The sequence below is a fragment of the Corynebacterium haematomassiliense genome, from assembly GCF_013978595.1.
In the GTDB taxonomy this organism is placed as follows: domain Bacteria; phylum Actinomycetota; class Actinomycetes; order Mycobacteriales; family Mycobacteriaceae; genus Corynebacterium; species Corynebacterium lehmanniae.
Genome location: NZ_JACDTZ010000002.1, coordinates 25,435 through 47,127 on the forward strand (window position 1 = coordinate 25,435; position 21,693 = coordinate 47,127).

At 67.3% G+C, this 21,693-nt stretch carries 21 protein-coding genes and 1 pseudogene; 19 read left to right on the top strand and 3 right to left on the bottom strand.

Annotated features, from left to right (window positions below):
- Positions 1-2: 2 nt before the first annotated feature.
- The 3 genes and pseudogenes from proC to H0193_RS09420 all read left to right on the top strand — a co-directional run.
- Positions 3-824, top strand: a pseudogene (gene proC / locus H0193_RS09410) (pyrroline-5-carboxylate reductase); the annotation flags it as partial.
- 177 nt (positions 825-1,001) lie between these two features.
- On the top strand, positions 1,002-1,193 hold the full coding sequence (locus H0193_RS09415; RefSeq protein WP_034997092.1) for a helix-turn-helix domain-containing protein: 192 nt from the start codon (positions 1,002-1,004) through the stop codon (positions 1,191-1,193).
- A 210-nt stretch (positions 1,194-1,403) separates the two neighbouring features.
- Positions 1,404-1,505, top strand: a complete 102-nt coding sequence (locus H0193_RS09420) for a 30S ribosomal protein bS22 (RefSeq protein WP_003855542.1) — start codon at positions 1,404-1,406, stop codon at positions 1,503-1,505.
- A 190-nt stretch (positions 1,506-1,695) separates the two neighbouring features.
- Here the strand turns inward: H0193_RS09420 and H0193_RS09425 are convergent, their stop codons facing one another.
- The gene (locus H0193_RS09425; RefSeq protein WP_181889704.1) at positions 1,696-2,703 is read right to left on the bottom strand and encodes an HAD family hydrolase; all 1,008 of its coding nucleotides are present in this window, start codon (positions 2,701-2,703) and stop codon (positions 1,696-1,698) included.
- Between the two features lie 84 nt (positions 2,704-2,787).
- On the opposite strand from H0193_RS09425, the gene H0193_RS09430 reads away from it, so the two are divergent.
- The 10 genes from H0193_RS09430 to H0193_RS09475 all read left to right on the top strand — a co-directional run bounded on the left by H0193_RS09430 (position 2,788) and on the right by H0193_RS09475 (position 14,657).
- Positions 2,788-3,024, top strand: coding sequence for a glutaredoxin family protein (locus tag H0193_RS09430; RefSeq protein WP_070475288.1), 237 nt, complete (start codon positions 2,788-2,790; stop codon positions 3,022-3,024).
- A gap of 45 nt (positions 3,025-3,069) precedes the next feature.
- Positions 3,070-4,395, top strand: coding sequence for a glutamyl-tRNA reductase (locus H0193_RS09435; protein ID WP_181889705.1), 1,326 nt, complete (start codon positions 3,070-3,072; stop codon positions 4,393-4,395).
- Positions 4,396-5,277, top strand: a complete 882-nt coding sequence (gene hemC / locus H0193_RS09440) for a hydroxymethylbilane synthase (RefSeq protein WP_181889706.1) — start codon at positions 4,396-4,398, stop codon at positions 5,275-5,277.
- A 352-nt stretch (positions 5,278-5,629) separates the two neighbouring features.
- Complete coding sequence (locus H0193_RS09445; RefSeq protein WP_181889707.1) at positions 5,630-7,366, top strand: uroporphyrinogen-III synthase; 1,737 nt, start codon at positions 5,630-5,632, stop codon at positions 7,364-7,366.
- A gap of 48 nt (positions 7,367-7,414) precedes the next feature.
- Entirely contained in the window at positions 7,415-8,416 is a 1,002-nt protein-coding gene (gene hemB / locus H0193_RS09450; protein ID WP_370642067.1) for a porphobilinogen synthase, read from the top strand.
- 10 nt (positions 8,417-8,426) lie between these two features.
- Positions 8,427-9,032, top strand: a complete 606-nt coding sequence (locus H0193_RS09455; RefSeq protein ID WP_181889709.1) for a hypothetical protein — start codon at positions 8,427-8,429, stop codon at positions 9,030-9,032.
- Between the two features lie 3 nt (positions 9,033-9,035).
- The gene (locus tag H0193_RS09460) at positions 9,036-9,557 is read left to right on the top strand and encodes a hypothetical protein (protein ID WP_181889710.1); all 522 of its coding nucleotides are present in this window, start codon (positions 9,036-9,038) and stop codon (positions 9,555-9,557) included.
- Positions 9,554-12,160 carry a heavy metal translocating P-type ATPase gene (locus tag H0193_RS09465; RefSeq protein ID WP_181889711.1) on the top strand — a complete coding sequence of 869 codons (2,607 nt, stop codon included), beginning with the start codon at positions 9,554-9,556 and terminating at the stop codon, positions 12,158-12,160. The genes H0193_RS09460 and H0193_RS09465 overlap by 4 nt, the downstream gene beginning before the upstream one ends.
- An 11-nt stretch (positions 12,161-12,171) precedes the next feature.
- Positions 12,172-13,221: a uroporphyrinogen decarboxylase gene (gene hemE / locus H0193_RS09470; RefSeq protein WP_181889712.1), complete on the top strand. Its 1,050-nt coding sequence runs from the start codon at positions 12,172-12,174 to the stop codon at positions 13,219-13,221.
- Positions 13,221-14,657, top strand: coding sequence for a protoporphyrinogen oxidase (locus H0193_RS09475; RefSeq protein ID WP_181889713.1), 1,437 nt, complete (start codon positions 13,221-13,223; stop codon positions 14,655-14,657). Before hemE ends, H0193_RS09475 begins: the two co-directional genes overlap by 1 nt.
- Here H0193_RS09475 and H0193_RS09480 read toward each other — a convergent pair.
- Complete coding sequence (locus H0193_RS09480; RefSeq protein ID WP_181889714.1) at positions 14,654-14,800, bottom strand: hypothetical protein; 147 nt, start codon at positions 14,798-14,800, stop codon at positions 14,654-14,656. The two genes, H0193_RS09475 and H0193_RS09480, sit on opposite strands and share 4 nt — an antisense overlap.
- 98 nt (positions 14,801-14,898) lie before the next feature.
- Here H0193_RS09480 and H0193_RS09485 point away from each other — a divergent pair, with 98 nt between their 5' ends.
- On the top strand, positions 14,899-15,672 hold the full coding sequence (locus H0193_RS09485) for a DedA family protein (protein WP_181889715.1): 774 nt from the start codon (positions 14,899-14,901) through the stop codon (positions 15,670-15,672).
- 200 nt (positions 15,673-15,872) lie between these two features.
- Here H0193_RS09485 and H0193_RS09490 read toward each other — a convergent pair whose 3' ends face one another.
- On the bottom strand, positions 15,873-16,709 hold the full coding sequence (locus H0193_RS09490) for an NAD(P)-dependent oxidoreductase (protein WP_181889716.1): 837 nt from the start codon (positions 16,707-16,709) through the stop codon (positions 15,873-15,875).
- 20 nt (positions 16,710-16,729) lie between these two features.
- Here H0193_RS09490 and hemL point away from each other — a divergent pair, with 20 nt between their 5' ends.
- The 5 genes from hemL to resB are packed head-to-tail and all read left to right on the top strand — an operon-like array spanning position 16,730 to position 21,663.
- Positions 16,730-18,055 carry a glutamate-1-semialdehyde 2,1-aminomutase gene (gene hemL / locus H0193_RS09495; RefSeq protein WP_181889717.1) on the top strand — a complete coding sequence of 442 codons (1,326 nt, stop codon included), beginning with the start codon at positions 16,730-16,732 and terminating at the stop codon, positions 18,053-18,055.
- Positions 18,056-18,658, top strand: a complete 603-nt coding sequence (locus H0193_RS09500; protein WP_181889718.1) for a histidine phosphatase family protein — start codon at positions 18,056-18,058, stop codon at positions 18,656-18,658.
- 8 nt (positions 18,659-18,666) lie between these two features.
- On the top strand, positions 18,667-19,239 hold the full coding sequence (locus H0193_RS09505) for a TlpA family protein disulfide reductase (protein WP_070475275.1): 573 nt from the start codon (positions 18,667-18,669) through the stop codon (positions 19,237-19,239).
- A complete protein-coding gene (locus H0193_RS09510) occupies positions 19,240-20,013 on the top strand; it encodes a cytochrome c biogenesis protein CcdA (RefSeq protein WP_181889719.1) in 774 nt (257 codons plus the stop codon). It begins immediately after the preceding gene.
- Positions 20,014-21,663, top strand: a complete 1,650-nt coding sequence (gene resB, locus H0193_RS09515) for a cytochrome c biogenesis protein ResB (RefSeq protein ID WP_181889720.1) — start codon at positions 20,014-20,016, stop codon at positions 21,661-21,663. It abuts the gene before it with no gap.
- Positions 21,664-21,693: the final 30 nt, after the last annotated feature.

The following is a 21,693-nucleotide window of genomic DNA, read 5'->3' on the forward strand; positions in this document are numbered from 1 at the left end:
TTCAAAGGAGCGACATGGAACGCATCGCCGTCATTGGTGCAGGCAATATCGGCGAGGCTTTCATCTCGGGCCTCGTTGCCAATGGGGTGGAGCCGGGGTCTATTACGGCGACGAACCGGTCCTCGTCGAGAAGCGGTGAGCTCGCGGAGCGCTACGGGGTGCGCACCACCTCCGACAACCGCGAGGCCGTCCGCGACGCGGACGTGGCGCTGCTGTGCATCAAACCCGCGCAGATCCTGGACGTCATCGCGGAGGTCGGCGAGGAGCTCACCGACTCCGGCTCCGCCACCGTGCTGGTCTCCATGGCAGCGGGCGTGACCCTCGCCGCGATGGAGGATGCCGTCTCCGCCGCCGGCACCCCGATCGTGCGCGTCATGCCGAATACGCCGATGCTGGTGGGCAAGGGTGTCCTCGCCGCCGCCTGTGGACGCTTCGTCAGCGACGAGCAGCGCGAAGCCGTCGTGGAGCTGCTGTCCGCCGCGGGGCAGGTCGTGGAGGTTGCCGAATCCCAGATGGATGCCGTGACCGCGATCTCCGGTTCCGGCCCGGCGTACTTCTTCCTGGTGGCTGAGGCGCTTGTGGACGCGGGCGTGTCCCTCGGCCTGCCGCGCGACCTGGCCGAGCGGCTCGCCTGCGCTACCGCCGCCGGCGCTGGCGCGATGCTCGAGGGCGGGGACAGCCCCGTGCAGCTGCGGGCGAACGTCTCCTCGCCGGCCGGCACCACGGTGCGCGCAATCCGCGAGCTGGAGGAGTCCGGCCTGCGCGGCGCGTTCTACCGCGCCACCGAGATCTGCGCGGAGCGCTCGGACGAGCTGGGCAAGTAGCCCAAATCCCAACTTTCACAACCGTTTCTGTGGGTTCACTGCCTGCACTTTGAAAATTTTCTTCCACTTAAGTCGCACTCGACGCTGGTTTCACGTTAGGGTGGTTCAAGCACGTGCGTGTTCGTCCTGCGGGAGGGGAAGCCTGCAGCGCGTTTGCGTGCCGAGAGGTATGAATTAGTGGTTAACGAAGATAAAGGAAAGTTCCTGACGGTTGCCGAGGTCGCGGAGATCATGCGCGTATCCAAGATGACCGTCTACCGCCTCGTTCACTCCGGCGAGCTGCCCGCCGTCCGCGTGGGCCGCTCCTTCCGCGTGAACGAGACGGCAGTGAGCGAGTACCTGGAGTCCTCCGTCTACGACGTGGGATAGTCCAAGGGTCTCATTTACAGGACCTCGAGAACACACCCGCCGCACCGGTTTTCCGGTGCGGCGGGTGTTTTTGGCCCTGAAAAGCCCTGCCGGTATGCTTTGAACGATCAGGTCGGCCACTTCCTGTGGGAGTGTGCACCTCCCACGAACCGCGGAAGCGGTTGCGCCGGCCGCGTACGTACGCACTTTGAACAGGAAAGAGGTAGCCCAATGGGTTCAGTGATTAAGAAGCGCCGCAAGCGCATGTCCAAGAAGAAGCACCGCAAGATGCTCCGCCGCACCCGCGTGCAGCGTCGTAAGCTCGGCAAGTAAGCCGCGAGCGTTCACCCGCCTCCGTTTCGGGAGGCGGGTTTTTCGTGTCCGCGGCAGGATGACCGTCCGAGGATGCTTACTTCTAAACGCTTACTTCTCGACGAACACCCGGCCGCGACCGCCGCGTCACTCGAGAAGTAAGCATCCTGGGGTAAGCATCTAGCGCCGGTAAGCATCCTGGGGTAAGCATCTAGCCCCGCCGGCGCCACCACCACACACCGGCCACAGCCAACACGGCCGGAACCACGCCGGCGCGCACCACCCGGCGCACGGAGCGGTAGTCGCGCACCGCCCAGCCCTGGGCCTTGGCGTGCTTGCGCAGTGCCCGGTCCGGGTTGATCGCCACCGGCGAGCCGACCATTTCCAGCATGGGCAGGTCGTTGATGCTGTCGGAGTAGGCGGTGCACTTGGACAGGTCCAGCTGCTGCAGCGCGGCCAGCGCCGCCACGGCGTGCTTCTTGCCGGGGCCGTGGAGGATGTCGCCGACGAGGCGGCCGGTGAACTTGCCGTCTTTTTCCTCCGCCACGGTGCCCAGCGCGCCGGTGAAGCCGAGCGTTTCGGCGAGTGCTTGGCCGATCTGCACCGGGGTGGCGGATACCAGCCACACCTGCTGCCCGGCGGCGAGGTGCATGGCGGCCAGCTCGATGGTGTCGGCGTAGGACTTCTCCAGCATCCGGTTGTCCACGATCTCCCGGCACGCCTGCTTGAGCTCCGCCACGCTCTTGCCCTTCACAACAGCCAGGGCCTGCTCGCGGCCCTCGGCGATGTCGTCGGCGTTTTCGGAACCGGAGACGCGGTAGCGGATCTGCTTGTGTAGCGCAGGGGCGAGCTCGGACAGGGTGATAAACCGCTTCTTAAACAGCCCCTGCGCCAAAAGGATCAGCGATGAGCCCTGGATGAGCGTGTTGTCCACATCGAAAAACGCGGCGGCTTCGGTGTCCTGGGGGATCTCCGGATCGGGCGGGGTGATCTTCTGGCGGCCGGCGGTTTCGAAGGCGCCGCCGACGGAGTCCACGCCGAGCGCGAAGTCGTCGATGTTGATGCCGAAGGTCTCTTCCACCGCGGCGGCTGCGGCGGCGCGGCCGGCGGTGCGCTGCGCGTCGTCGTCGAGCGGGGGCATCACGCGCTCCTCTAAGAAGCGGCGCAGGTTGCCCTGGGATTGGGACCACTGCGCGAGGATTTCGCGCTGATCAGACATGGAACTACGGGCCCTTTCGGGTGGGGGTGTTAGCGTGTGCAATCGTACAACGCCCTGGCAATGGCACTCACAGGAGGAGCGGGGATGAAAAAGGTGGAGCTGATGGTCCGGTCCACGTGCGGTTCGTGCGAGCGGGTGGCGGGCCAGATCGCGCCTGTCGTCGCAAAGCATGGCGTTCAGCTCGCGCTTGTGGACGTGGACCAAGACCCCGAGTTGGCCGCGGAGTACGGCGACCGCGTGCCTGTGGTTGTCATTGACGGCGAGGAGTTTGCCTGCTGGGAAGTGGACAACGACGACCTCGACGCGGAGCTGTCCAACTAAAGGACTATTCTCTAGTGTGATTTTCAACTGACTGGAGGGTTTTGCGTGAGTGTTCTGCTTGTGGGGATGTCGCACAGGTCGGCGCCTGTGGCCCTGCTGGAGCGGCTCAGCATGGACGCGGAGGTCCAAAACGGCACGGCGGGCGCCCTCATCGCGAAGCCGTCGCTGTCTGAGGCGATGATTATCTCCACGTGCAACCGCCTGGAGGTCTACACCGTCACCAACGCGTTCCACGCCGGGGTGGAGGATGTGCTGCGGGTGCTTGCGGACGTCTCCGGGGTCGACGCGGCTGAACTGCGCCGTTATCTCTACGTGCGCTACTCGGACGCGGCCGCGGAGCACATTTTCACGGTGGCGTCCGGCCTGGACTCGATGGTGGTGGGCGAGCAGCAGATCATCGGCCAGGTGCGTTCCGCCTACGTCGACGCCGTGGAGCGCGGCACCGTGGGCCCGAGCCTGCACTCGCTGGCCCAGGCGGCGCTGCACACCGGCAAGCGCGTCCACTCCGAGACGGGCATCGACGATTCGGGCGCGTCCATGGTCACCGTCGCGCTCGAGGAGGCGATGGAGCGAATGCTTGTCGACGACCTCCGGGGCAAAACCGCCCTCGTCCTAGGCGCCGGCGCGATGAGCTCGCTGGCCGCAACGCATCTGGGCAAGAAGGGCATTGACAAGCTGGTGCTGGCCAACCGCACCCGCGACCGCGCGGAGCGCCTCGCCGAGCACTCCCGCGAGGCCGGCGTGCCCGCCGAGGTGGTGGACTTCGCCGACCGCGCCTCGGTGCTGGACCGCGTGGACCTGGTGGTCTCCGCCACCGCCTCCGACGAGTTCACCATCACCCCGGCCGACATCCCCGGCCCGCTGGTGCTGGCGGATTTGTCGCTGCCGCGCGACATCGACGACGCGGTGACGGACATCGACGGTGTGCACCTGGTCAACATCGAGTCGCTGCACGAGAAGATGCGCGGCAGCGACGACGAGGACTCCCGGGCGCTGCGCCGCGCCGAGGAGATCGTGGCCGAAGAGGTGGACACGTTCGGCTCGGAGCAGCGCGTGCGCGAGGTCGCCCCGGCGGTGACGCGGTTGCGCCGCAACGCCGCGGAGATTTCCGGCCAGGAGCTGCAGCGCCTGCGCACCCGTCTGCCGAAGATGTCCGAGGACGACTTTGATCAGGTCAGCCGCATGGTCAAGCGTGTCGTCGATAAGCTTTTGCACCAGCCGACAGTGAAGATCAAGGAGCTGGCGGCAGCGTCGGAGACGGTGAGCGTGGAAGAGGCGGTCACCGAATTGTTCGGGCTGGAAAGCCCCTCCGTGGCGGTGGACGCGCAGAAGCTGCCGCTGCCCGAGGAACTGCACGGCAAGGAGAAGTAGATGTTCAAAATTGGCACACGCGGATCCCACCTGGCCACCACCCAGACCGGGCACGTCCGCGACGCGCTGGGCGAGCACGGTCACGCGGCCGAACTGCAGATCGTGACCACCCCGGGCGACTTGTCCCAAGCGCCCGTGGAGCGCATCGGCGTCGGCGTGTTCACCTCCGCGCTGCGCGACGCGCTGTTTCACGGCGAGGTCGACATCGCCGTCCACTCGTTCAAGGACCTGCCCACTGCCGACGAGCCGCGCGCCCACATGATCATCCCCGTGCGCGAGGACAGCCGCGAAGCACTCATCGCCCGCGACGGCCTGACCCTGGCCGAGCTGCCCGAAGGCGCGCGCGTGGGCACCTCCGCGCCACGCCGCGTCTCCCAGCTCAAGGCCGTGCGCCCCGACCTGGACATCCGCCCGCTACGCGGCAACATTGAGCGCCGCATGTCGTATGTGGAAGACGGCGAGCTGGACGCGATCATCCTGGCCTACGCAGGCCTCGTGCGCGGCGGATACGGCGACCGCGCCACCGAAGTCTTCTCGCCCGAGGTGTTCATGCCGGCTCCCGCCCAGGGCGCGCTGGCCGTGGAGTGCCGCTTCGACGACGCCGTGGCGCGCGAGGCGATTGACACACTTATCGACGCCTCCGCCACCGCCGAATCCACCGCCGAGCGCGCCGTGCTGGCCCGTTTGGAGGCGGGTTGCACCGCGCCGGTCGCCGCCTCGGCGGTGTTCGACGGCTCGGGCGTGACCCTGCGTGCCGGCGTGTTCGCCCTGGACGGCTCCCGCCAGCTGGTGGAGGAAGCCCAGGGGGCAGACCCGGCCGAGCTGGGCCGCAAGGTCGCCGAGGTGCTGCTGGAGCGCGGCGCCGCCGACCTGATGGAGTAGCGCTGGAGCGGCAGCTTTGCGGATCGTCTAGCAGTCTCGCTCGTGCTGCTAGACGATCCGCCTGCGCGCGAGGCATTTCCCCAGGTGATATTGGAAATGCTTCTCGGCAGCGGCGAGATCGTCTAGCAGAGTTACTGCGCTGCTAGACGATCCGGGGGTTGAGGCTCCGGGCGGTGCGGACGGAGCGGAATACAGCGCTGGTTTTGTTCTCGGGCTGAAGCATTTTATGGTGGAGATACCATACGTTCAATACCCTCCGCGCAATCGGGTCGGTGGGCCGTTGTGAGGCCGATCAACACCGCGAACCCAGCCGCGCGGGGGCGGTTTATTTGTGCCTAGAAGAGATTTCTCCATGACAGAGCCCACTCACACCCCCCAGCCGGGGAAGGTGATCTTCGTTGGTGCTGGACCGGGTAACCCTGAATTGCTCACGGTTCGCGCTCGCGAAGTAATGGAATCCAATTCTATCGCCCTCGTGGACCCTGAGGTGTCAGCGGGGGTCCGAAGTGTCGTCGCGGCGGCGCTGCCAGTGCCGAAAGCCAAGATGGACGCGGCCAACGAGCGCTACGAGAAAATGTGCGCGGAGGCGAAAGAGGCTGGCGCGCGGCGCAAGCCGCCCCGCCCAGAGGACCCGACTGCTGCGGAGTTGCAGGAGGTTGGGCTGGACGGCGGAGTGATCGTCGAGAAGCTGAAGCTCGCGCTTAACGACGCCGCGGAAGCGGTGGAGCGCGGCGAAGCCGGCGACGGCGACGTCATCCGCCTGGTATGCGGCAACCCGCTGACGCGCGACTCAGTGATGGAGGAGATCTCCGCGGTGGCCGCCGAGGGCATGGAGTTCCAGGTGGTGCCGGGGATGTCGCTGCCGTCGACGGTGCCGTCGTTCGCCGGAATCGCGCTGGGATCGACGTACACGGAAGCCGACCTCAACAACGGCGGCGTGGACTGGGACCAGCTCGCATCCGCTCCGCAGCCGCTGGTGTTCCAGGCGAACCAGGAGCACCTGGCGGAGATGGTGGAGCAGCTCACGCAGCGAGGCTTCCAGGCGTCCACCCCGGTGACGGTGACCACGCGCGGTACCACCCGCCTGCAGCGCACGTTCGACGCGACGCTGGGTACCGTGGGCAAGCTCGACGCAGAGCTGGAGGGCCCGCTGGTGGTCACCCTCGGCACCGCGGCGGACGACCGCTCGAAGTACTCGTGGTGGGAAAACCGGCCGCTGTACGGCTGGCGCGTGCTTGTGCCGCGCGCGAAGTCGCAGGCAGGGGTGATGAACGCCCGCCTGTCGCAGCACGGCGCGATCCCGCAGTCCGTGCCCACGATCTCGCTGGAGCCGCCGCGCAACCCGGCGCAGATGGACCGCGCGATCAAGGGCATCGTGGAGGGCCGCTACCAGTGGATCCTGTTCACCTCGGTCAATGCCGTCGATGCCGTGTGGTCGAAGTTTGAGGAGCTGGGCCTGGACGCCCGCTCGTTCGCCGGCGTGCACCTGGGCGCGGTGGGGCAGAAGACCGCCGACGCGCTGATCGCCCGCGGCATGCAGCCGGAGCTTGTGCCGCACCGCACGAAGCAGAACGCGGCCGGTCTGGCGGAGGCGTTCCCGGAGTACGTCGAGGACATCGACCCGGTTTCGCGCGTGCTGCTGCCGCGCGCGGACCTCGGCTCCGACGTGCTGGTGGACGGCCTGCAGGAGAAGGGCTGGGAGGTCGACGACGTGGTCGCCTACCGCACCGTGCGCGCCGCCCCGCCGCCGCCGGAGACGCGCGACATGATCAAGACCGGCGGCTTCGACGCCGTGTGCTTCACGTCCCCGTCGACGGTGAAGAACCTCGTGGGTATTGCGGGCAAGCCGCACTCGCGCACGATCATCGCCTGCATCGGCCCGGTCACCGAGGCGGAGGCGCGGGAGCAAGGCTTGCGTGTCGACGTCGTCCCGGAGGTCGCCGACATCCCCAACCTCGTCGACGCCCTGGCCGACCACGTGGCAGGGCTGCGCGCGTCGGGGCAGTTGCCGCCGCCGCGCAAGAAGCGTCGGAAGGCAGCGAAGGCTGAGAAGAGCGCCGGCGGGGACACCGCGGCCGCAGCCGGCTAGAAACGCGCCGGCTGGGTCGTGTCGGGTGCGCGTTCTAAGATGTGGCGCATGGCTGATTACGACTTGATTCGACGCCCCCGCCGCTTGCGACAAACCCCCGCTCTCCGTGAGTTTGTCACGGAGACGCGCCTGCACCCGGCCGACTTCATCCTCCCGCTGTTCATCGCCGACGGCATCGACGCTCCGCGCGAGATCCCGTCGATGCCGGGCGTGTACCAGCACACCCCGGAATCGCTGGTAGAGATCTGCCGCGAGGCGCTCGACGCCGGAGTGAAGTGTGTGGACCTGTTCGGCGTGCCGCGCGAGGAGGACAAGGACGCCACCGGCTCCGTCGCCGTTGCCGAAGACGGCGTGCTTAACCGCGCGATTGCGCTGCTGCGCAAGGAGTTCGGCGACGAGCTGATCATCATGGCGGACACCTGCCTGGACGAGTTCACGGACCACGGCCACTGCGGCGTGCTCACCACCGACGCGCACGGCAGGGAAGTGGTGGACAACGACCCCACCGTGGAGATCTACTGCGACATGGCGGTGGCTCAGGCGCGCGCGGGCGCGCACATTGTCAGCCCGTCCGGCATGATGGACGGCCAGATCGAGCAAATTCGCAGGGCGCTTGATCGCGCGGGTTTCGCCGACGTCGCCATCATGGCCTACTCCGCGAAGTACGCCTCCAAGTTCTTCGGGCCGTTCCGCGACGCGGTCGGCTCCTCGCTGAAGGGCGACCGCCGCACCTACCAGCAAGACCCGGCGAACGTGCGCGAGTCGCTTTTGGAAACGGAGCTGGACATCGCCGAAGGCGCGGACTTTGTCATGGTCAAGCCCGCGCTGCCGTACCTGGACGTGCTGGCCAAGATCGCGGAGATGTCCCCGGTGCCGGTGGCCGCCTACCAAGTCTCCGGCGAGTACGCCATGCTCAACGCGGCCGGTCAGAACGGCTGGATCGACTACGAGGAGACGATGATGGAAGCACTGATGTCCATCAAGCGCGCCGGGGCAGACCAAATTTTCACCTACTACGCCATCGAGGCAGCAAAGAGGCTCAATGGTTAGCTTGCCCCCAATGAATCCGGGATCACCGAGCCGGGTGGGACCGGAGGCCGTCGAGAAGCACAAGGGCTCCATGCCCGAAGCTGTGCGCTACATGCTCGCGGCCTGGACCGTGATGATCGGCGGGGAACTACTGCACCAGATCTTCGCCGTGGCGGCGAGCGTGATCGACCCGTCCGCGCTGCGCGAGGTGGCCAAGGAGCGCGCCACCAACGGCGACGGCGAGGTCTCCGAGGCGCTGATGAACGCCAGCGTGTACGGCTCGATCTTCATCATGGCGCTGCTGCAGCTCGGCGTGATCCTGCTGTTCGTCTTCGCGCTGCGCGCGGTACAAAAACAGGCGAAATGGGCGGAAAACGCCCGCAGGCTGCTGCAGATCTTCTCCGTCTTCTTCGCCCTGCGCATGGTCACGCTGTTCATGATGGTGCCGGCCTCCACCGCGGTGCCGACGGCCATGTTCGGCATAGACGGCGTCATCCAGATCATCCTTGGTGTTGCGGGCATCCTGGGCATCATCTATTCAGTTGACAAGGATTCCGTGGCGTGGACCAAGCCGCCCAAGGACAAAACCAGCGGTAATGCTGATGCGGCGGGAGCGCCGGAGAAGAAGGAGAGCTAAGCGGTGGCAGGGATGTTCCCAACCATGGTGTCGGACCCGAACGACAGGAACCGGCGCTTCACCGGCGAGGTCGGCCCGGCGTGGCCGAAGCCGCTGAAAATCGGCTACTACCTGTGCCTTACCGCGGCGGTGCTGATGTTCGTCATCGCGTTTTTGACCATGGCCAACGGGGTGCCGGACCGGCTACCGGATACGTGGATGATTGAGGGGGCCGACGAGGAGCTCATTGATAGATTCGCGCGCAACCTGCGGGTCTACACCTGGGGCAGCATCATCCTCGGCGCACTCATTACCTCGTGCTGCGCCTACCTGCCAAAAGGCTCGAAGGTGGCGCGTCGCTGGCTGGCCGGGTTCATCGGCCTGGCGGTGTTTTTGCAGCTGGCCAGCTTCTTCGTCGGCGTGGCCGGCTGGGCCGCGTTCGTGGTGGTCGGCGTGCTGGTCTTCGCCCTGTTCTTCATGTTCCGCCCGGCCGCCAACGCGTTTGTAGATAAGCGCAGCGGCGACGTCTGGGAAGGCGTGGAATGAGCAAATACGAGGGCGGGGACCTGGAAAAGCTCAGCACCACCGGGCGCGAAGGCGCCAAGTTGGAGCAGCTGAGCGGCGAGGAGCTCGACAACTACATCGAGGCGGCCCGCGACGCCGCCCGCCAAGCTGGCATCGACCCAGCCACGGCACGGCGCGACCTGGACGGCGAGCTCGTGCGCCCCAACGCCTCCTACGCCTTCGAACTGCGGGGAGTGGAAGACGGCCCGCAGCTGACGGAGATCGAGGACGCCCTGGAATCTATGGAAGGCGTCTCCGCCCGCCTGGTGTACCCCACCCGCATGGCGTGGGTGACCGCACCGGCGACCATGCCGCCGCACCACCTGATCAAGATCATCGAACAATTCGGCGTTACCGCAGTGATCACGGACTCCACGCTGCAACGCCGCGCGCACGGCCGGTACTGGTCGGAGCACCCGATGCCGCGCCGCGCCAAGCACCACCGCAAGGAAGAAGCGGCACACCTGCTCGCCCGCGCCCAAGGATTCGTGCAGAACAAGCCCCGTACGGGGCGCCGCAGCGGCGACGTGCTGTTTACCGCCCGCGACTTGGTTACCCCGGGAAGGCTTTGGCTGGCGGTGGTGCTGACCATACCGGTACTGCTGCTCACCTACGTGCCCGCCCTCGGGTTCCCCGGCTGGCAGTGGGTAGCGTTCGCCCTGACCACCCCGGTGGCGCTGTGGTGCGCCTCCCCGTTCCACCGCGCGATGGCCGGCGGCGTGCGCCGCGGCCTTTCGGCACTGGACGGCGCGAGTTCCATCGCTATCTTGGCGGCCTACCTGTGGTCATTCGCCGTGCTGCTGTTCACTGAGGCGGGCCACATTGGCTACGAGTCCAGCGGCGCCTGGGCGCCGCTGGAGATCGGCCGCGGCCCGGAGCTCTACCTCGAGGTCGCCTGCACCGTGACCACGTTGCTGCTGCTCGGCCGCTTCTTCTCGATACGCGTGCGCACAAACCTGCTGGACGAGCTGGAGGCGCGCCGCCCCGGCGCGGAGTCCCTTTACGAGGTCACCCACCGCAAGAAGGGCGGCGGCTGCGAGCGGCTCCCGGCCACAGAGATCATGCGTGGCGACGACGTCCGTGTGCGCGCCGGGCAGGTCATCCCCGTCGACGGAGAGGTCGTCGGTGGCTCCGGCGAAATCGGCTGGGAGCTGGTGAACACCCACGACAGTCCGCAGATAAAGGTAGGCAAGCGCGTGGTCGCCGGGTCCGTGGTGCGCGAAGGCGACATCAAGGTCCGCGCCGTCCGCGTCGGCCACACCACGCTGTTGACCGCTGTGCAACGTTGGCTGGAGGAGGCGTCGCGCCATCAAAACGCCGCGACGATGGTCTCCACCCGGTCTGCCAGCATGCTCATCCCGGCCGCGTACGCGATTGCCGTGCTGGACTTCGGCCTGTGGCTGCTGTTTACGGGCAACGTCAACACCGCGGCGTCGACAGCCTTGGCGATCCTGATCGTGGTCGCCCCGTTCAGTTTGGCCATTTCGCCGGCGCTGGCCATCCGCCAGGGCATCGAGGCTGCCGTGCGCAACGGCGTGCTCATGCGCGACGGCAACGCGCTGCGGATTCTGTCCAAGGTGGACACGGTGGTGTTCAACCGCGTGGGCACGCTCGTGCTGCCGGAGATGCACGTGGAAACGGTCACCGCCGCAGCCGGGGAAAGCAGCGAGCTGGTGCTGCGCATCGCCGGCGTGCTGTCCGCGGACTCGGACCACCCGGCCTCCCGCGCCATTGTGAAGGCGGCCCGCGAAGTGCGCGACGCCCGCACCGGGGACCCGCGCCTGCCGGACTGGATCGAAGTCAGCGACGACACGATCACCCCGGACGGCGAGTTCGGCGGCCGCGTCACCGCCACCTGGGGTAACGGCGATAACGCCCGCACGCAAACGTACGACGCCTCCCTGTGGCGCCCGACCAACCTCTCCCAGCTCAAAGGCAAGCTGTCGGTGGCCGCCACCACCGGCGGCACCCCGGTGGTGGTGCGCTGGGACGGCAAGGACCGCGGCGTGATCACCTTGTTCGACCCCGCCAAGGAAGACGCCATTGAGGCGGTGGACACCCTGGAATCCATGGGCGTGGAAACCGTGATGCTCTCGCGCGACACCTACCCGGTGGCGCGCCGCTTCGCGGACTTTTTGGGCATCTCGCAGGTGCTCGCCGGCATCCGCTCCAATGAGAAACCCGCCGCGGTGCGCGCCCTGCACACCCAGGGCGGCATCGTGGCCATGGTGTGCGATTCCAGCGTGCTGCCGGTGCTGCGCGTGGCGGACTCCGGCATCCTCTACGCCGGCGAGGACCTCTACAGCACCAAGGTGCCGAACTGGAACAACGTCAGCGACGTCGTGCTTATCCGCAACGACGTCATGGCTGTGCCCCAGGCCATCGAGCACGCCCGCCGCGTCAACCGCATCGCCGACAGGAACCTGTGGTTCGCCGGAATCTACAACGCGGCCGCCATCATCCTCGCGGCCGCGGGCGTGCTGCCGCCAGTGGGCGCGACCCTGCTCATGCTGGGAAGTTCCCTGCTTGTGGAGTACAGCTCCCGCCGCGCCAGCCGGTTCCGGGTTCACGGCCTGCGCCGGTAGGCTTGAGTGCCATGACCAGACGCGACCTCCCCAACGCACCACTGCTCGAGGCGGCCCACGGCCGCACCCCCTCGCGCACCCCGGTGTGGTTCATGCGCCAGGCCGGCCGCTCCCTGCCCGAGTATCGCGAAGTGCGCGAAGGCATCCCCATGCTGGACTCGTGCTTCATGCCGGAGCTGCTCGCGGAGATCACGCTGCAGCCGGTGCGCCGCCACGACGTCGACGCCGCGATCCTGTTTTCCGACATCGTGGTCCCGCTCAAGGCGGCGGGCGTGGACGTGGAGATCGTGCCCGGCCGCGGCCCGGTGATGGGGGAGGCGGTGAGGGGGCGGAGTGACGTCGAGAAGCTGCCTGTGCTTGACGACGAAGTCGCCGCCGTGTCCGATGGCATCCGCATCATCCTCGACGAACTGAGCGACACCCAAGCCTTGATCGGGTTTGTCGGCGCGCCGTTTACGCTGGCCAGCTACCTCGTCGAGGGCGGACCGAGCAAGAACCACGAGAAGACCAAGGCGATGATGCACGCCGAGCCGGAGACCTGGCACGCGCTGATGCGCCGCTTGGTGCCCACCATCGTCGCCTTTCTGCGCACGCAGGTCGAAGCCGGCATCGACGCGATGCAGCTGTTCGACTCCTGGGCGGGTTTCCTCACCGAAGCGGACTACCGCGAATTCGTTCTGCCGTACTCGGTGGAAATCCTCGAATCCGTGGCAGGAGAGATCCCGCGCATCCACTTCGGCGTGACCACCGGCGAACTGCTCGGCGCGATGTCCGAGGCCGGCAGCGAGGTCATGGGTGTGGACTGGCGCGTGCCGCTGGACACGGCCGCGACGCGGTTCGCCTCCCCGCGCGTGCTGCAGGGCAACCTGGACCCGGCCATGCTGTTCGCCGGCACCAACGTGGTGCGCGGCGAGGTCGCGCGCATCAAAGCCGAGGCCGCGCGTGCCATTGCAGCTGGCGACGCTACCGGGCACATCTTCAACCTCGGCCACGGCGTATTGCCCACCACCGACGCGGACGCGATCACCGAAGCCGTAGCGATCATCCACGAGGAGAGCTAATGAACATTGCCATCATCGGCGCAGGTCTTGCGGGGCTGACCGCCGCATACGAGCTTCGCAGCACGGGCTCCGCCCGCGCAGGGGAAGAAGACGACCTCAAGGTCGACGTCTACGAGGCCACCGACCGCCTCGGCGGCAAGCTCCACACCGTCGCCTTCGAGGCCGGCCCCACCGACATGGGCGCCGAGGCGTTCCTGGCGCGCCGCCAGGACGCCGTGGAATTCTTCACCGAGCTCGGCCTCACCGACTCCCTGGTGGAGCCCTCCGGCCTGCGCTCGCTGGTGTGGGTCGACGGCGAGGCGCGCGCGCTGCCCACCGGTGGGGTGATGGGCATCCCGTCCACCTCCGAGACTGTCAAGCACCTGGTCAGCGAGGACACCGCGCAGCGCATCGACACCGAGGCCGACCGCGAAGGCTTCGACTGGGAAGTCGGCGGCGACGTCAACGTCGGCAAGCTTGTGCGCGAGCGTTACGGCGACGAAGTGGTGGACAACATCGTCTCCTCCCTGCTCGGCGGTGTGTACTCCTGCATCGCCGACGACCTCGGCGTGCGCGCGACCATCCCGCAGCTAGCGGAGGAGTTCGACCGCCTCGCCGCCGACGGGCCAGTGCACCTGTCCACCGCCGTGGCCAACCTGGAGCGCTCCCGCCGCGAGATGCCCACCGGCCAGGGCGCGGTGTTCAAGACGTTCCGCGACGGCTACCAGGAGCTCTACGAAACCCTTGCCGAAAAATCCGGCGCCGACATCTACATCGACGCGTTTATTTCGGCCATCAGTCTCGAAGGCTCGGCTGAGGCCCCGAAGTACCGCCTCAAAGGCGGGGAGGACAAGGCCTACGACCACGTCATCCTCGCCGTACCCGCCCCCACCGCGGCGCTGCTGCTCAAGGACATTGCGCCCGAGGCCTCCGAGGCGCTGAAAACCGTGAAGCTGGCCAACTCGGCGGTGGTGGGCATGCGCTTTGCCACCGACGAGGGCCTGCCGCAGAACTCCGGCGTCCTCGTATCCACCGGCGCCGAGGACGTCCACGCGAAGGCGTTCACGTTCTCCTCGCGCAAGTGGCCGCACCTCGCCGAGCGCGGCGGGGCACTGGTGCGCGCCAGCTTCGGCCGCTTCGGCGACAACGTCGCCATCACCGCCTCCGAGGACGACCTCGTGGACTGGGCCCTCGACGACCTCGAAACCATCACCGGCTTCGACGGCCGCGCCGCCGGCCTCGAGGAAATCTACGTCCAACGCTGGCTCGGCGGCCTGCCCCGCTTCGACGAGAACCACCTCGCCACCGTGTCCAAGGTGCGCAGCCTGCTTCTCGACGAACCAAAGGCCTCCCACATCTCCCTCACCGGCGCGTGGGCCGGTGGGGTCGGCGTGCCGGCGGTTATTTCCGATGCGAGGGCCGTGGCGGCAGCTGCCGTCGCAAAGCAAAAGCCCTAAACCAGCGGGAGGTCCCGGCTGCCAGTGCGCTCTGGAAGCTCGAAGTTGTCGAAGCCGCCGTATTCCCGTGAAAGCTCGTAGATGAGCCGGCCGGCATCGACAGGGCGTGTGCCTCGGTCGGATTCGTTTTGTGGTGTTTCCATGTTGCGCCTCCTCTCTGAGTCGCGTGCACGCAGAACCTAGCACCTCATTCTCCGCTTGGGTAGGGGGTGCGGGCGGATGTGCACTAGGTTGATCACCTATGGAAGAACACGCGGATCCACGCGAGAGGGCTGCCGAGCCTGCTGAGCCTGCCGAGAAGGAATGGTGGGAAGAAGACGGCCTGCCTTGGAACGGCAAACCCACCAAAGCCGACTACTGGTGCCTGGGCTGGTTCGGCTTCGTCGGCATCTTCGGCCTGGCCATGATCCCGCTGCGGGCGTGGCTTTTGGGCCTGGACCCGCCGATCATGCTGGCGCTGACAGGCTCACGCGTCGGCGCCGCGTCCACCGGTGCGCTCGCCGCGGTGGGGGAGGCGCCGCACTGGCTGCTGTTCCTGCTCATCGGCTCGATCGTGAACATCAAGTTCGACTGGATCTACTGGTGGGCCGGCAAACTCTGGGGCCGCGGGATCCTCGACGTGCAGGCCGCGAACTCGCCGCGCGCCGCGAAAAACATCGAGCGCGTGGAGAAGTGGGCCATCAAGCTGGGCTGGCTGGGCATCTTCCTCGCCTACGTGCCCATCCCGCTGCCGATCGCGTTCGTGGTGTTCGTGCTCATGGGCATGACCGGGATGCCGCTGTGGAAGTTCATGGTCCTGGACTTCATTTCCAAAACCATCTGGTCCTTCCTCTACCTGGGCCTGGGCTGGTGGATCGGTGAGCCGGTCGTGATGGTGCTGGAGCAGTACGCCAAGGTGGCCAACTGGATCGCCATCGCGCTGCTGGTGGTGGTGTTCTACGGCATCTTCCGCAACCAGGGGAAGAAAAAGCCCGAAGCCGAGGTCGTGGGCAACGAGATCGAGGCCGGGAGGTAGGGCGGCCGGGCGGCGCCGAAAGTCGAGCGGCGGAGGTCGAGTTCGCCCTGTTTTAGGCCCGGACTCGACCTCCCGGACTCGACTTTCGCGTCGCCGGACCGAAGGGGGCCTGACAGATTCCGCCGGGCGTCTGCGCCGACCTGGGGCGATGGGGGCAGCCTGACAGATTCCGCCGCGAAGTGCCGGGCACCAGGGCGCGGCTAACGGTTGACCACGACGGTGGAGAAGTCCTCGTCGCCGTGGCCGGCGTCCTGCTGCGCCTCCAACGACGCCAGGGCGGCGGAGACGGCGGGCAGGTCCTGGTCAGCGGACGCGAGCATCAGGCGGGCGTCCTTGGCGATGGCGTCGGCGGTGAAGTCGCCGGGCGAGGTAGAGCGCTCGCCAAGCAGGAACGGCGACTTCATGTTCACAATGAACTCCAGGCCGGTGGAGTCGAGCATGTCCACCACCTGCTCTTCCGACAACCCCTGGGATTCGCCCAACACCAGCGCTTCCTTGAACCCTTCGATGGTGACGGCCAGGGCGAGGTTGGCAAGCAGTTTGCCCACGGCGGCGCCGGCGGCGGTGTCCACCTCCTTCAGCCGCTCAGGGTTGGCGGCGGCCCAGGGGGCAACGACGTCGGCGACTTTAGAGCGTCGAGAGGCATCGGCGCCCCCGACGTACACGCCGAGCTTGCCGGCGCGCGCGGGCGGGAGCGAGCCGACGACCGGGGTGTGCACGTAGCCGGGCACGGCGTCGGCGAAGGCGGCGGCGTCCGCGGGCGAGATGGTGGTGGCGTCGGCCCAGGTCACGCCCTCGGGGATCAAACCTGGCTCGATCACCACCTCACGCACGATGTCGGGGCCGAACAGGCAGGTGATCACCAGCTCGGCGCCCTCGACGGCTTCCGCGGGGGAAGACGCAGCCTGAGCCCCGCGCGAGACCAACGGCTCGGTCTTCTCGGCGGTGCGGTTCCATACGGTCAGTTCGTGGTCGTCGACAAGCTTGAGCGCGAGCTCCGTGCCCATGCGGCCGAGGCCTAAAAACGCGATTTTCATATGGCCTAGGATAGACAACCATGACTGCGGAAAAGCCGACTTCAGCTAACACCCAGCGCTCGCACGAACTGTTCGAGCGGGCGCAGAAAACCACCCCGGGCGGCGTGAACTCGCCGGTGCGCGGCTTCGGCTCGGTGGGCGGGCAAACCCGCTTCATCCAGAGCGCGCACGGCTCGAAGCTTGTGGACGTGGACGGCAACTCGTACGTGGACCTGGTGTGCTCCTGGGGCCCGATGGTGCACGGCAACGCCCACCCGAAGATCGTCGAGGCCGTGGAGAAGGCCCTGCGCAACGGCCTGAGCTTCGGCGCGCCCACGGAGGCGGAGATCGAGATCGCGGAGCACATTGTGAAGCGCACGTCGGTGGAGGAGGTGCGCATGGTCAACTCCGGCACGGAGGCCACCATGTCCGCCGTCCGCCTGGCGCGCGGGTTCACGGGCCGGCCGAAGATCCTCAAGTTCGAAGGCTGCTACCACGGCCACGTGGACGCGCTGCTGGCGTCTGCGGGCTCCGGCATCGCCACGTTCTCCCTGCCGGATTCCCCGGGTGTCACTGGCGCGCAGGCGAAGGACACCATCGTGGTGCCGTACAACGACATCGAGGCGGTGGAGCGCGCGTTCCGCGAGAACGAGGGCGAGATCGCCGCGGTCATCGCCGAGGCGGCCGCGGGCAACATGGGCACCGTCGCCCCGCAGAACGACTTCAACGCCAAGCTCAAGGAGCTCGCGCATCTCAACGGCGCGCTGCTGATCCTCGACGAGGTCATGACCGGTTTCCGCACCTCCTACGCCGGCTGGTACGGCGTTGACAACGTTGCGGGCGACCTGACCACCTTTGGCAAGGTCGTCTCAGGCGGCCTGCCCGCCGCGGCGTTCGGCGGCCGCCGCGACATCATGGAGCACCTCGCGCCGAACGGCCCCGTCTACCAGGCGGGCACCCTGTCCGGTAACCCGGTGGCGATGGCGTCCGGCCTGGCCTCGCTCGAGCTGGCCAGCGAGGACATCTACCCGACGCTGAACAAGAACGCGGATCTGCTGGAGCGTTTGCTTCACGACGCCCTCACGGCCGAAGGCGTCACCCACCACATCCAACGCGCGGCGACCATGCTCTCCGTCCGGTTCGGGGAGGGCGAGGGCCACAACTTCGCCGACATGCAGGCCGCCGACACGTTCCGCTACGCCCCGTTCTTCCACGCCCTGCTGGACGCTGGCGTGTACGCGCCGCCGAGCGCGTTTGAGACCTGGTTCGTCTCCACCGCTCTGACGGACGAGGACTTCGGCCGCATCGAGGACGCGCTGCGCTCCGCCGCGAAGGCCGCCGCGGCGGCGAAACCCGCGGAGGCCTAAATGACCAGGACGACGGTGCACCTGGTGCGCCACGGCGAGGTGTACAACCCGAAGAAGATCCTCTACGGGCGCATGCCGGGCTACCACCTGTCTTCCCGCGGCAACTCCATGGCCGTGGCCACCTCAAAGTTTTTCCGCGGCCGCGATGTGGTCTACCTTGCGGCGAGCCCGCTTGAGCGCGCGCAGGAAACAGCCCGCCCGATCGCGGAGGTCACCGGCTGCGAGGTGGACACCCGCGAGGACATCCTGGAGGCCGGCAACACCTTTGAAGGCCTGCGCACGAAGGGGTGGCGCTCGCAGCTGATCAACCCGATCCGCTGGCGGCACATGACCAACCCGTTCGAGCCGAGCTGGGGCGAGCCCTACCAGGAGATCTTCGAGCGCATGTGGTCCGCCGTCGAGGATGCCCGCGACAAGGCCGAAGGCCACGAGGCCGTGATGGTCAGCCACCAGCTGCCGATTGTCACCGTGCAGCGCCACGTGCAGGGCAAGCGCCTGGCGCACGCGAGCCGCAACTGCGACCTGGCGAGTGTGACCTCACTTGTGTTTGACGGCGGCAGTGTTGTTGACTGGGCCTACAGCACTCCTGCCCAGCACATTTGAGAGGTACTATGCGCAAGCTTTTCGCCGCGCCGCTTTGTGCGGCCGCGCTTTTGCTGACAGCCTGCTCCGGCGCGGACAACGGCGGCAACTTCGCGTTCCACTCGCCGGGCGGGCAGACTGAAATCTTCTACGAGGAGGCGGACCGCAAGCCCCTGGCCGGCTTCGAGGGCGAGTCGCTTCTCGACGAAGGCCAGACCATCGCCCTGAGTGATTTCGAGGGCGAGATCGTTGTGCTCAACGCGTGGGGCCAGTGGTGCGCGCCGTGCCGCGCGGAAGTGGACGACTTGCAGCAGGTGCACGAGCATTTGCAGGAGCAGAACTCCGGCACGGTGCTGGGCATCAACGTACGCGACCCGAACCCGCAGATCGCGCGGGATTTCCTGGCGGATAACGGGGTGACCTACCCGTCCATCTACGACCCGCCGTTTAAGACCGCCGCCAACTTGGGCGGCGTGCCGTCCTCGGTGATCCCGACGACGATCGTGCTGGACAAGCAGCACCGCCCGGCGGCGGTGTTCCTCCGTGAGATCACCGCGGACGATCTGCTCGAGGTCATCGACCGCCTCGACGGGGAGGCCTAGGTGGGCTTCGCCGATTTTGTCGCCGATGGCCCGCTGCTGCTCGGCCTGCTCGCCGCCGCGGTTGCCGGGTTAGTCTCGTTCGCCTCGCCGTGCGTGATCCCGCTGGTGCCGGGCTACATCTCGTATCTGACCGGCGTGGTCGGCGGCGAGATGACGCTGGATGAAAAGGGCGCGCGCGTGTCCCGCAAGCACTGGGCGGTCGCCGGTGCTGCCCTGCTGTTCATCGCCGGGTTCACCGTGGTGTTTCTGCTTGCCACCGTCACGGTGTTCGGCGCGGTCAGCGCCATCGCGCTCAACGCGCAAACGCTCACCCGCATCGGCGGGGTGGTCACCATCCTCATGGGCCTGGTGTTCATGGGGGCTGTGCCCGCGCTGCAAAAAGACACCCGCTTCCAGCCGAAAAAGTGGACCACCATCATCGGTGCGCCCCTGCTCGGCGGGATCTTTGCACTCGGCTGGACACCGTGCCTGGGTCCCACACTGACCGCCATCGTCTCGGTGTCAGTGGGCACCCAGGGCTTCACCGCGGCGCGCGGCGTGCTGCTCGTCATCGCGTACTGCATCGGGCTGGGCTTGCCGTTTCTGCTTGTCGCGTTCGGCTCGTCAAAGGCCGTGCGCAGCATCGACGTGCTGCGCCGCCACTCCCGCGGCATCCAGATCGCTGGCGGCGTCGCCATGATCGTTGTCGGCATCATGCTGCTCACCGGCGCCTGGGACGTGTTTATCGGTTGGTCGCGCCAACTCGTCGACGGATTCGGAGGGACGATCATCTAAATGAAGACGGCACAGACCTGGCTGAAAAAGGCGTGGCACTGGCTCACCAGCATGCGCACCGCGCTGATGCTGCTGTTCGTGCTGGCCGTGGCGTCCATCCCAGGCGCGCTTCTGCCGCAGCGCACCGTGTCGTCCTCGCTGGTGGACGACTACCTCAAGGCCAACCCCACCACCGGCCCCATCTACGACAAGCTGCAGCTTTTCGACGTCTTCCAGTCTACGTGGTTCCTCGCCATCATCCTGCTGCTGACCATCTCCCTGGTCGGCTGCATCATCCCGCGCTCCATCGACCACTGGCGCGCCTACAAGGCCAAGCCGACGCGCGCGCCCAAGTACTTGGGGCGCATGCCGCACCACGTGGAGGGGGAGGTTGCGGGGGCGCCGGAGGACGTCGAGAAGCAGTTGCGCAAGCAGCTGAAACGCTGGCACGTGGCGTCCTACAAACCGGACGAGGACCGCGCCGGGGCGTTCTCGATCTCCGCGGAGCGCGGCTACACCCGCGAGCTGATGAACCTGATTTTCCACATCGGCATCGTCGCCATGATCCTCACCTTCGTGGCCGGCCGCATGGTCTTCTACGAAGGCCAGGTCATCGTGGTCACCAACTCCGAGGCCGAATCCGCGGTGCCGGTGGAGCAATCGCGGGTGTTCTGCAACACTTCGCCCGCCAACTTCGACGTCTTCCGGGCAGGCCCGCTTTTCGACGGCACCGGCCTGACCCCGTTTTGCTTCGAATCCCAGAACTTCTCGGCCACCTACCTGAATAACGGGCAGGCCAACGAGTTCTCCTCCGACATCACCTACACCGACGACCTGTCGGTCCCGCAGGAGGAGTGGACGCCCACGAGCCTGGCGGTGAACCACCCGCTGCGCGTGAGCGGCGACCGTGTCTACCTGCAGGGCCACGGCTTCGCCCCGCAAGTAACCATCACGTGGCCGAACGGGGAGACCCGCACGCAGATGATGCAGTTTCGGCCCACTGACGTGTTCACGTTCCTGTCCTCCGGCGTGATGCGCTTCGACCCGCCCGCCGGCATGTACCCGGACCTGGCGGAGCGCCGCCAGCACCAGATCGCCATCGAGGGCAACTTCGCGCCCACCGCCCGCTGGGCCGGGCCGAACGGCGACCAGCTGCAGTCCGCGTTCCCCTCCATGGACGACCCGGCAGTGTCCGTGGACGTCTACGTCGGCGACGCAGGCCTGGACACCGGCCGGCCGCAAAACATCTTCGTGCTGGACCAGTCCCTGGTGGCCGACGGGCGCCTGGAAAAGGTCTCCCGCGTCCAGCTCACCCCCGGCTCCGAGGCCACCGTGGACACCGGCGACGGCGAGGTGAAGGTGCGCTTCGACGGCGCCGCCGAGTACGCCAACTACCAGATCTCCCGCGACCCGATGCAGGTGTGGGCGCTGGTCTCCACCGCGATCATGCTCGGTGCGCTCGCCGGCTCGTTGGCCATCAAGCGCCGCCGCGTGTGGGTAAGAATTCGCCCGGGTACCTCGGGCCACACCCACGTCGAAATCGCCGGGCTCGCCCGCACCGACCGCGCCGGGTGGGGCCGTGAATTCGACGACATCGCCGCCGCCATCCTCGGGCTCGACCCCGACGACGATGAGGGCGAGCAGGGGGAGTTCAACCCCTATGACCTTTGATAACGCCTGCTAGTGGGGTAGGTTATGGGC